The sequence below is a fragment of the Mycoplasma milvi genome, from assembly GCF_048284715.1.
Taxonomy (GTDB): Bacteria; Bacillota_I; Bacilli_A; order Mycoplasmatales; family Metamycoplasmataceae; genus Mycoplasmopsis.
Map to the genome: position 1 here is coordinate 113587 of NZ_JBLWAH010000003.1, position 11281 is coordinate 124867.

Here is an 11281-nt window from a genome sequence, read left to right on the forward strand (position 1 = left end):
TGTGGAAATTAACTTTTATGCCTATTTTTTAGGAATAAAAGGAAATTTTAGAATAAATTTCATTTATTTATATTAGCAATCTCTTTAATTGTTTATAATATTAAAACATAGTAAGGAGCAAAATGAGTTACAAGACGTTATATAGAAAATATAGACCTAATACTTTTGAACAAGTTGTGGGTCAAGAACACATTGTTAAAACACTGCAAAATATTATTCTTTCAGGTAAAGTTGGACATGCTTATTTATTCTGTGGTCCAAAAGGAACTGGAAAAACATCTGTAGCTAAAATTTTTGCCAATGTCTTAAACTGTTCACATAATAATAACAGTGCAATTTCTTGCCAAAATTGCCTTGCACATTTCAATGACAGTTTAGATATCATTGAAATGGATGCTGCTTCAAATAATGGAGTAGATGAAATTAGAGATCTTAAAGAAAAGATTGAACAAGCACCAATTAATAGCAAATATAAAATTTACATTATTGATGAAGTTCATATGCTTACTAAAAGTGCCTTTAATGCACTTTTAAAAACTCTTGAAGAACCACCAGTGCATTCAATTTTTATTCTCGCAACAACTGATGTGCAAAAAGTTCCTTTAACTATTCGTTCAAGAGTGCAAGCTTTTAACTTTAACCGGATGAGTGATAAAGACATTATGCAACATTTAGCTCATGTATTAGATTTAGAAAATATTAAATATGAAGCTGAAGCACTTCGTATTATCGCTCGCTTGTCTAGCGGAGGAATGCGGGATGCACTTTCTATTGCTGACCAAGCTGCTTCCTTTAATGGAGGAAATATCACAGCTAGCAGCCTATATGCTAACTTTGGTATTTTGTCTACTAGTGAAACTATTGGCTTAATGAATCTAATTTTAAATGCTAGTGCTTATGAATTAATTCGTAAGTTAAATGAACTTGAACAAAAAGGAATTGATCCAAGCCAACTAGTGCTTTCTCTCTTAAACTTGAATAAAGAAAAACTACTGTACTTAAAAACTCAAGCAAGTGATTTACTAACTATTTATACAGCAGCTGAATTAAATCAAGTTTCAACATCAATTCATAATTGCTTTATACTAGCTGATACTTTCTATGATATGTTTATCAAAGTACAAAGAAGTCCTTTCCCATTTGAAATTATTGAACTTGGTTTACTGAAAGCACTGCAAGAATTTGAAACAGTAACTCCTGAAGTAAATAATATTCAAATTCCAGTTTCAGAAGATAAACTAGTTCCTGAAGTAACTTCAATTAATCCTACACCTAGTTCAGAAGTGCAACATAAAGCAGTTCAGTCTGAACCAGAGGTCTTTATTAATTTAACACCTGAGGAAAACGAACCATCTCCTGAAGTAAAAACTCCACAGCATGATCTAAATATTCAACATCATACAACTGAAAGTGTGTTAAATTTAGTCTCAGAGAACTTTAAATTTGATATTGCTCCAAGTATTGATATTGATTTAGTAGCTACTAATTTAGATGATAATTTAATCCAAAGTAATGAAAGTAATCAAATTCAAACAGTAGTTGACCAGAAAGTACATGACTTTTTAAATGCATCTATGCAAGATTCTTTCTTAGCCAATAAATTAATTAAAGAAGATGATGATAACTATAATCAAATGGACTTATCATTTTCAAATGTGGTTGAGGAAAATAATAAAACTCAAGCCATGGTTAGTGAAATGTTGGATCAAACGCAAGAATTCTTGCTCAATAATAACGAGCATGAAGGAGACATTAAAGATGTCGATTCTGAGTTAATCAATGATCCAGCTAATACTGGAGAAAAAGAAAATCTTATTTCTACAAGAGAGATAGACATAAACAAAATTCAAGATTTCACCAGTTTAGAATATAATAAAGAAACACCAATCGCTAAGAAAATTCCATATGCGGAATTCTTACAAAGACGTAGTATTGAAGAATATGTTAATGACGCAAGATGAATTCAACAAAATGCTGAATATAACTTTACAGCTGTTTTTAGAAACGCACTTGCAAATGTAGATTCAATATTGCTTACAAAGCCAGAATTTAAACAGCAAGCTGCACTATTTAAGCAACTTAAAATTATGTTTGGATCAGATCGCTTTATTGTGGTTACTTCAAATGACCAAGCAGTATTAGATAAAATTGCTCAAAAAGGTGATAGTCAATGGCTACAAAACTTTGTAACATACCTTTTTGGGGAACCTTATAAATATATTTATCCAATTTCTCATGCACGTGTGCAAGAAATTAAGGAATATATTAGTAGTCATAATAAAAATGACTTACCTCCAATTGTTGAACCAGAGTTTCTAGAAGAAACAGTGTCAGAAAACAATGATGATTGATTTATCAATCGTGCCAACTTATTTAGATAAAAATTAGGAGTACCTTATGAACATGTCACCAGACTTTTTAAGAAGAATTAAAACAATGCAAAAAGAGCTTGAAGCAAAACAAAAAGAGCTTGAAGAAAAAGAATTTGTAATTGAAAAACAAGGAATCAAACTAGTAATGAAAGGGGATTATTCAATAGTTTCTCTTGAATTAGATGAATTATTAGTTGATCCTGAAGACAAAGAATTATTACAAGACTTACTTGTTGTAGCTTTCAACGAAGGAATTGACTTAATAAAAGAAGAAACTGAAAAACTAGCTCCAGCAATGCCAGGAATGCCTTTCTAGGTAGTTATGTTTTACACTGATGATATAAATACCTTTATCGCTAAGGCTAAAAAAATTCCAGGCATCAGTAAAAAACAAGCTGAAAAAATTGTGTACTGGATTCTAGAATCAGAACAAAATGATGTTTTTGAATTAAGTAAATTAATTGAGGATATCAAGATAGGAACTAAATTCTGCCCAATTTGCAGTAGTTTAATGCAGCAAGATAACTGTACAATTTGCCATGATACTAGCCGGGATAATTCCTTGTTAGTAATTGAGAATTTGCAGGCCATGCAGAAAATTGAAGATGCAGGATTTTATCATGGAAAATACTATATCTTACCTTTTTTGATCGAAAAGGAAAAAGATGTTATAAAGTATCAAAATGAAATTAAGGAGTTTGTTAAATATGCAAGCTCTTTTGATGAAATCATCTTAGCAATTTCACCTACACTTAAGGGTGAAATAACTAATCAAATACTTAAGATTGAATTAGGTAAAGACAAATTAAATGTATCTAAATTAGCCATTGGATTACCACTAGGTGCTTCATTGGATTATATGGATGAAATCACAATTAAATTTGCCTTAAATAATAGACAAAAATAGAGGAGTTGATATGTTTATATCTTTTGAAGGCCTTGATGGTTCAGGAAAAACAACCATCACACAAAAATTAGTAGTTAAATTAGCAGAACTACACCCTGAAATCAGCGTTATCTGAACCAGAGAACCAGGTGGTAGAGGAATTAGAGAAGCTGAAAAAATCAGAGAAATTATTCTAGATAAGTCTTCTGAACTTTCACCTGTAGCTGAAGCACTACTGTATACAACGAGTCGTAGAATTCACTTAGAAAAAGTTATTTGACCAGCATTAGAACAAGGCCAAATAGTTGTTTGTGATAGATATGTAGATAGTTTTTATGCTTACCAAGGATATGCTAGAGAGCTTGGAATTGAGTTTGTTAAAGCTATTACTAACATTGTTATTAATCACACAATGCCAGATATTACAGTATTTTTAGACCTTACACCAGAGGAATCTAAACAAAGAAGAGAAAGTACTAGATTAGTTGAAGATAGAATGGAACAAGAAAAATTAGAGTTTCATAATTTAGTCTACAAAGGATATCAAGCATTAATTCATGAAGATCCTCAACGTTTCATGGTAATTGATGCAACTCAAACAGAAGAAGAAGTTCTTCAAGATATAATTAATCAACTTCACCAACACCCTAAATTTATTGCTTATTTGGAAAAGCATGCTGCAAAATAAAATACTTGAAAATATAAATGATTTAGCTTTAAATGGGAAGTTAAGTCATTTATTTTTATTACAGGGTGAAGAAAACTATCAGTTTGATACTGATTTAGTTAAGTTTATTAATGCAATCAATAATACAAATGAAGTGAATACATTAGAATACCTAACTCCAAATGTTTTATTACTAGATGGTAGTGAAGAAAGTATTAAAAAGGATGAATTTGATAGTGCTTTTTACGCACTTTCATTTAGTAGTACAACTAAGCGTTTATATAAATATTCAATTCTAGTGATTAAAAATATTGAAAACACTTCAATTAATGGGCTAAACTCAATTTTAAAATCAATTGAGGAGCCTAGTGAAGACTTAATAATTGTGTTAACTACAAATAATATTAATATGCTACTAGATACAATTATTTCTCGAGCTCAAGTGCTTAGAGTAGAAAGCCCTAGTTATCAAGAAATACTAGCTAGTTGACCTAGCAAATTAGCTCAAAAGCCTGTAGCATTATTGCTGGCTTACTTATTTAAGGATTTTAGTTTAGGTGAAAATGAAGAGTTCTTTGAAGCAACTGAAATTGAAATCAGAATGCTGATAAATGCTATTGAACAGTCATTTCAACAACCAGAACAACTCTTTATTTATCTAGATAACATTCTCAATAAAGATAACTTATTAATGAGTAAATTTATACTGCTTACACTAAAAGCGATGTTGCTTGGTAAAATGCGCTTTTTACCTATGGAAAACCAATTAACTCAAGAATTAAGTGCTTTACGCAATACTTGATATAATCATTGCAATAACATATTAAACTTTGTTCTAGATATAGATGAGTTTATTAATAAAATCAAAAGACAAGCAATTTTTGAATTGCAAAAGCAAATTATGCTAAACAAACTAATGGAGTATTATGGCTAAATTATACATAGTAGGAACACCTATCGGTAACCTAGAAGATATTACACTAAGAGCGTTACGGATTTTAAATGAAGTAGAATACATTGCTTGTGAGGATACAAGAGTAACTCATAAGTTGCTTGAAAAATATGAAATTAAAAATAAGAAGTTATTAACTTATAATAACTTCACTGAAAAGAGTTCTTCAAAAGGATTATTAGAACTAATTAGAAATGGAAATGACATTGCCCTAGTATCGGATGCTGGAATGCCTGTGGTTTCTGATCCGGGTTTTGAAGTAATCGCGCAAGCCAAAGAAGCTGGAATTGCAGTTGAAATTATACCCGGAGTTAATGCAGCTATAACTGCCTTTGTTGGGTCTAATTTCTCGAATGAATTTACTTTCTTAGGCTTTATTAAGGATAAAAGTCAACAACGAATCAATCAACTTTCAACACTTGAAATTGGGACTTATATTTTCTATGTCTCTCCTCATAAATTGCTTGCAACATTGCAAGATATAGATACAGTATTTCAAGGTAAAGAAAGAGTATGCTTAGCTAAAGAATTAACTAAAATGTATGAACAATGATTCTTTGGTTCAGGAGCACAACTATACCAAGAATTTGCTGCTTTAGATAGTATTAAAGGTGAATTTACAATGGTGCTTAATATTCCGAAAATTAAACGTGTTAAGGTTAATAAATATAAGAAGGAAGACTAGTAGGTAACTGCTAGTTTTTTTAATATAAAAGCTCCCAAAAATTACTTTGGGAGCTTGCTGCTTGTATTATTCTTCTTCTACAATGTCCGCATCCTGAATATTTGGAATTTCTTTCATTGTATGTGGGATTTGAAGTGTATCCTCTTCAGAGTCTTGAATATCCAGTTTTTCGTATTCTTTTTGAAGACTGAATTTATTAAATTTACTCATTAAACGTTCAAATCTTCCTTTAAGTTCATTATCAATTGAATTACGTAAATTATTTGCAATACTAATTAAGTCATCGGTTTGCTTAATCATTTTAGCAATTGTTTCATCAACTAAGCGTACATTATAAGTCATTAATTCATGTCTAAACTCATCAAATTTTTGTAGTAATTTAGCTTTAGATTCGAGATTAATATCTAAACGATTTAATTTACTTTTTTCTAAGGCTAAACGCTGTCAGATCCGAATCATTTGCGGTAAGGCTTCAAAGCGCATTTGAACAATATTCTTATAACCATTTACATTTTTCACTAAATAGCTTTCATTTGGCTCAAGGGTAGTTACAAGAAAGGCAATATCAGCTTTATAATTATTACGATCATTTTCTAGCTTCTTGTAGAAGTTAGCATTTTTTTGTTTTCCTTCTTCACTAGCTTGATCTTTAGCTTCAATAATAATTTTACCAATGACTTCATTATCTCTACCAGGGTCTTGATTTAAGAATTCGATTAAGAAATCAGGTTTAGTTCCTTCATCTTTAACAGTAGTGTTTTTTCCTTCTTTAGTCTTAGAGATAGTTGTTTTAGAAAATCTAATGCTATTATCAAAGCCAAAGTTTTCATTTAATGAATCAAAAATAGATTTTTCAAAATCTTCACCTAATTCCTTAGTTGAACGCATGTATTTTGCTGAAGTTAGCTTATTATTTTCTTCCTTAGTGTGAGCAATTTCAGATTGTAAATTAGAAATTTGCTGTGTTAAATAGCTAACTTTTTCATTTAAGATAGCTTCATCAATAGCTTTTTGTTCTTGTTTTCCAGCTAATAATAATTCATTCTTTTTAGCTTCAAGCATTTGCTCAAAGTCTTTTTTGATATTTTCTTTTTGCTCTAAAACTTTATTTTGAATTATAAGATCATGATTTTTATTAAGACTATCAATTTGAGATTTATATTCATTAAGCTCTTTCTCTTTTTCATAATTAGCTTTGGAAATTTGATTATTTAAGTCATTAATTTTTTCCTTTAAAACTTCCATATCTTGAGCTAATTGTTCTTTAGCTTTATTTTGAGCATTTTCAATTTCAACGCGCATGGTTTCATTGTATTGATCTAATTTAGCTTTAGCAATTTCAAATTCTTGACTTTTTGCAGCTAATTGATCTTTTATCTTTTGAGCTTGCTCAATTTGTTGTTGTAATTTTTCATTAAATTCAGTTTGTGCCTTATCTAGTAGCTTTCTAACTTGAAGTTGATTTGGTAAGTCTTTTTCATAGTCTTGAATAACTTGTTCCTTAATTTTGGCAACAAAAGTTGTACTTTGTTCCTTATATTTTTCAAATAAAGTTGAAATTTTATCGCTATCTAAATCTAAAAGTGAGATAAAGTCCCCTGCAGAAGCTTGCTGTAATAATTCAATTTCAAGCTTGTCAAAATCCTTGATTTTAATACCTATTTTTTTACTCATTTTTTATATCCTTCCTTAGTATTGTTTATTATTTTAATTGTATCAAATCGTACATTAAAGGCATAATAAAATCGCATTATCTGCGATTATTTAATTTTAAAATTTAGCTTGCAAACTTGTGCAAGAGAATCATCACCATAAGTTAAAGCAAAGTCTTGAACTTGTTGTTTGACTTCTTTACTTGCTCCAAGCAAGAAGTGAAAATTTCAATTTTTTTCTTGTTCTTGCATATATTCTAATAATTTATAACGAGCAATAATTGAAGCACAAGCAACAGCTAAATGGACATCCTCTGCTTTTTCAATTAATAGTGTGGGCAAGTCGTATTCATAGAGATTTGCTCAGTTATTTGCAAATATTTTATTGTGATATTTAAGAATTGAATTAGTAGTTGAATATTTATCAATAATGATAGCATTAGCTTTAGTTGAAGCTACATGATATTGATGTAAATTAGATAATGCTGCTGCATGAGTAAAAAACTTAAGTTCATTATTATTTAAGTTTTTGCTCAATTTATTGAATCCAGCTTGAGATAAGATGTAGGCTGAATAAGGTAAAAACTCCATTAATTTAGGCGCTAAAGCTTTGATGCGCACGTCAGTTAGCTTTTTGGAGTCTTTAACTCCTAAATCTAAAACAAATTTTTTTAACCGATTAGGTAAATATACAGCACAAGCAACTAGAGGGGTAAAGTAATCACCCACTCCAGTTTCATCAACTCCAATTACTTCGTAAGTTTCTAATTCAAATAACTTAACATCATCAATAAATTTCATGATTATTCTTCCTCAACTGCTTGAACTTTTCTTTTTCTAGCGTTTGATTTTTCAATTTCAGCTTTAGGGTTGTCTAAGAATTTGTGAATGTATTCTCCAACTCCCCCTTCTTTATTTGTTTTTGTCATTTTAATTGAAGCATATTTTTTAACATCTTTAGATGCGTTTGCCATTGCTACTGAAACGTTAGCAATCTTAAACATAGGAACATCATTAAATCCATCACCTAAAGCAATAGTGTTTTCAATTTTAATGTCGTAGTAACGAATTAATAAGCTTAAAGCTTTTCCTTTGTTAGCCTGAGTATTTGTAATATCAAATACTGGTGTAAGACCCTCACCTTTTGATCAGTATGAGAACTCTGCTAAGTCACCGTAACGTGCTTTTAAGTATCTTCTTAAGAATTCAACATCTGTTGTAGCTTTAACGTCAAAGATAACACCTGTAGGCATTAAAGGAAGTTTGTGGTAGTCAAGACCAATTTGTAATTTTGAACTTGTTTTGAATCCAAAAACTTTTTCAAGTTCTTCATCACGGTGATCAAGTTGTACCCAGTCTGGTCCTTCGATTGCTAAGTTAGTAATTTCTTTTTGGACCATTGGGTCACCAATAATGTATAAAGCTTCGTTTAAGTTTAAGTATTTAATGTAAGGGATAAATTCTTGATTATAAGGGTGGTGAATGTGAGCTCCATTGAAGTTAGAAACAATTGTGTTTAAACCTAAAGTATCATAAATAAATTTAGTACTTCTTCAAGGTCTTCCTGTAAGGATACATACAACATGTCCTTCTTCTGTAGCTCTTTTAATAGCTGAAACTGTTCTATCGTGAATTGCACCTGTAGCGCTTGATTGAAGTGTGGTACCATCTAAGTCGATAGCAAATAAGTATCTTTCTTTTTGTTCCATATTAATAATTCCTTTCATAATTAAATTATTTGTATAACTTGAATAAAAATGGTGTGAAACCATTTTCTCGCTAATTGTTATACAATTATAACCATTTTTTTAAAAAATAGAAAAATCATAAATAATTTCCACATTTTGTTCCACATTTGCTTTTTTAGCTTATTTTTGCATATTTTTTAAGACTAAAAAAACTAATTTTTCTCGCTAAACTTTTGCTTAATATTGATAAAGTCATTATTTTATGTTTGCCAAAAGGTACCTTAGAAGTAAAAAATGATGTTTAATACTATATATATAGAGTAAAAAAAGTAATTTGCGCTTTAATTCTGGCTTATTTTAATATAAAATATAAGCAATAAAAATTAGAGGTGAAAAATGATCAAATATAAAAGAATCTTAATAAAACTTTCTGGTGAAGGTTTTGCAAATAAAGAAAAACATTTAGCAATTGATTATGATTTAGTATCAAAGATTGCTCATCAATTAAAAGAGGTTGTATCTCAAGGGGTTGAGGTATCAATCGTTATTGGTGGAGGTAACTTCTGAAGAGGTGCTTCTGCTGAAAAAAATGGAATCAACAGAAATAGAGCTGACTATATTGGGATGCTTGCAACTATCATGAATGGACTTGCATTATGTAGTGGATTTGAACAAGTTGGCTTAAAAGCAAGAGTTCAAAGTTCACTTAATATTGACCAAAGAGTTGCTGAGAACTATGTAAATGAAAAGACTTTAAAATACCTAGAACAAGGTGAAGTTGTAATTTTTGTTGGTGGTACAGGTAGACCATTTTTCACAACTGATACAGCTGCTACACTATATGCTTCTGAAATCGGAGCTGAGGTTATTTTAATGGGGAAAAATGGAACTGATGGAGTTTATGACTCAGATCCTAAAAAGAACCCAAGCGCAAAGCGTTATGATACAGTAACTTATGATGAAATTCTTGAAAAGAAATTACAAGTTATGGATTTAACTGCAACAAGCATGGCAAGAGATAATAATATCAATTTAATTGTCTTCAACTTACTTGAAGAAAACTCAATAGTAAGAGCATTAGAAGGCACAATCACTCATACGGAGGTAACAAAATAATGGAATTAGAAATGTACTTAATGGAACTAGAAGAAAAATGTGATAAAGCTATTTCTCACTATCGTTTCGAATTATCTAAAATTTCAACAGGGAGAGCAAACCCTCAAATTATTAAAGGAGTTAGAGTTAACTATTATGATACTTTAACACCACTTGAAGAATTAGCTAACATTAGCGTTCCTGAACCACAACAATTATTAATTAAACCTTACGATATTACTTCTGTAAGAGAAATTAATAAAGCTTTAGAAAAAGCTAATTTAGGAATTTTACCAGTTGATGAAGGAAGTCAAATTAGACTTACATTCCCAACATTAACAACTGAAAGACGTAAGGAAATGACAAAATCCCTTGCTAAATTAACCGAAAATGCTAAAGTTGGTGTACGTAATGCACGTCAAGATATCAACAAAGCAATTAAAGCTGATGAAGAATTATCAGAAGATGTTCAAAAGAATTTCTTAGATGCAATTCAAAAAGAAGTAGATAAAGAAATTGCTAAAATTGATGCAATTACTAAAGAAAAACAAGATGAATTAATGAACAAATAGTTCATAAAACAATTATTTCATAGATATAAATGTAAAAAAATCCTAGTCTTAACTAGGTTTTTTAATGCAATAATACAGTAATAAAGCAAAGGAAGAGTCAAAAATATGTTGCAATTTTTATAATAAGTAACTTTAGATTTAGTATCAAAAGGGCAAGAGAAAGCACATTCCTAAAAATGTGCCTAAATTATTCTTATACAACCAATTTTCGAAAACAAAGAGAAAGGTTTTCTTATGGATATTTATAGAATTTAAATATAAACAAATTGGAAATATAATATAAATGAATTTGTATGTGAAATATGCCTACTGGAATAAAAAAATTTTTACAAATGAAATGGTATGTTTATACTTGATATAAGTAGCAAATTCACTATGCTTTATTAAAATAAAGCAGTCTTTTTATAAGCAATGATGAGTTACATTTTTTAAATATAAAAAAATGATGAATTATATTTTGGAGCACTTTTACATGCTCCATAATTATTATATTATATTTGAATAACTAATCAATATAAATTGCTAGTCAAAAGAGTTCTGTAAAATGAACAGTTAAATTACCACTTTCAGATTGAACAGTTGTATTACCACTTTTTAATTTATTATTTGATATTAAAATTAATTGTGAATTATGAGTAATTTAATTCAAATAAAAATTAAAACGACTGCTAAAATAAAAGATCAAATTCCCATAAAGCAACTACGAATGATT

At 29.6% G+C, this 11281-nt stretch carries 11 protein-coding genes; 8 read left to right on the forward strand and 3 right to left on the reverse strand.

Translation table 4 applies throughout. The annotated features are described in order from the left end of the window. Window positions 1-122: 122 nt before the first annotated feature. Genes dnaX through rsmI form a run of 6 tightly spaced genes read left to right on the forward strand, consistent with a single transcriptional unit; the run spans window position 123 to window position 5562 of the window. On the forward strand, window positions 123-2381 hold the full coding sequence (gene dnaX / locus ACNQ13_RS02135; protein WP_418035577.1) for a DNA polymerase III subunit gamma/tau: 2259 nt from the start codon (window positions 123-125) through the stop codon (window positions 2379-2381). Between the two features lie 16 nt (window positions 2382-2397). Then, window positions 2398-2688, forward strand: a complete 291-nt coding sequence (locus ACNQ13_RS02140) for a YbaB/EbfC family nucleoid-associated protein (RefSeq protein ID WP_416741599.1) — start codon at window positions 2398-2400, stop codon at window positions 2686-2688. A gap of 6 nt (window positions 2689-2694) precedes the next feature. Then, the gene (locus tag ACNQ13_RS02145) at window positions 2695-3279 is read left to right on the forward strand and encodes a recombination protein RecR (RefSeq protein ID WP_418018938.1); all 585 of its coding nucleotides are present in this window, start codon (window positions 2695-2697) and stop codon (window positions 3277-3279) included. A gap of 10 nt (window positions 3280-3289) precedes the next feature. After that, window positions 3290-3946, forward strand: a complete 657-nt coding sequence (gene tmk, locus ACNQ13_RS02150; RefSeq protein ID WP_416741597.1) for a dTMP kinase — start codon at window positions 3290-3292, stop codon at window positions 3944-3946. Beyond that, complete coding sequence (locus ACNQ13_RS02155) at window positions 3933-4859, forward strand: DNA polymerase III delta subunit-related protein (RefSeq protein WP_418018939.1); 927 nt, start codon at window positions 3933-3935, stop codon at window positions 4857-4859. Before tmk ends, ACNQ13_RS02155 begins: the two co-directional genes overlap by 14 nt. Continuing rightward, entirely contained in the window at window positions 4852-5562 is a 711-nt protein-coding gene (rsmI, locus tag ACNQ13_RS02160; protein ID WP_416741595.1) for a 16S rRNA (cytidine(1402)-2'-O)-methyltransferase, read from the forward strand. Before ACNQ13_RS02155 ends, rsmI begins: the two co-directional genes overlap by 8 nt. Before the next feature lie 66 nt (window positions 5563-5628). Here rsmI and ACNQ13_RS02165 read toward each other — a convergent pair whose 3' ends face one another. The 3 genes from ACNQ13_RS02165 to ACNQ13_RS02175 form a co-directional block, all read right to left on the reverse strand. Further along, window positions 5629-7236, reverse strand: coding sequence for a DUF2130 domain-containing protein (locus ACNQ13_RS02165; RefSeq protein WP_418035578.1), 1608 nt, complete (start codon window positions 7234-7236; stop codon window positions 5629-5631). A gap of 86 nt (window positions 7237-7322) precedes the next feature. Then, window positions 7323-8015: a ribonuclease HIII gene (locus ACNQ13_RS02170; protein ID WP_416741593.1), complete on the reverse strand. Its 693-nt coding sequence runs from the start codon at window positions 8013-8015 to the stop codon at window positions 7323-7325. 2 nt (window positions 8016-8017) lie between these two features. Further along, entirely contained in the window at window positions 8018-8923 is a 906-nt protein-coding gene (locus tag ACNQ13_RS02175) for a Cof-type HAD-IIB family hydrolase (protein ID WP_416755121.1), read from the reverse strand. Window positions 8924-9298: 375 nt separating this feature from the next. Here ACNQ13_RS02175 and pyrH point away from each other — a divergent pair, with 375 nt between their 5' ends. Both pyrH and frr read left to right on the forward strand, forming a co-directional pair. Next, window positions 9299-10018 (forward strand): UMP kinase, encoded by a 720-nt coding sequence (pyrH, locus tag ACNQ13_RS02180; RefSeq protein ID WP_416741591.1) that lies wholly within the window; start codon window positions 9299-9301, stop codon window positions 10016-10018. After that, window positions 10018-10569 (forward strand): ribosome recycling factor, encoded by a 552-nt coding sequence (frr, locus tag ACNQ13_RS02185; RefSeq protein WP_416741590.1) that lies wholly within the window; start codon window positions 10018-10020, stop codon window positions 10567-10569. Before pyrH ends, frr begins: the two co-directional genes overlap by 1 nt. The last annotated feature ends 712 nt before the right edge of the window (window positions 10570-11281 follow it).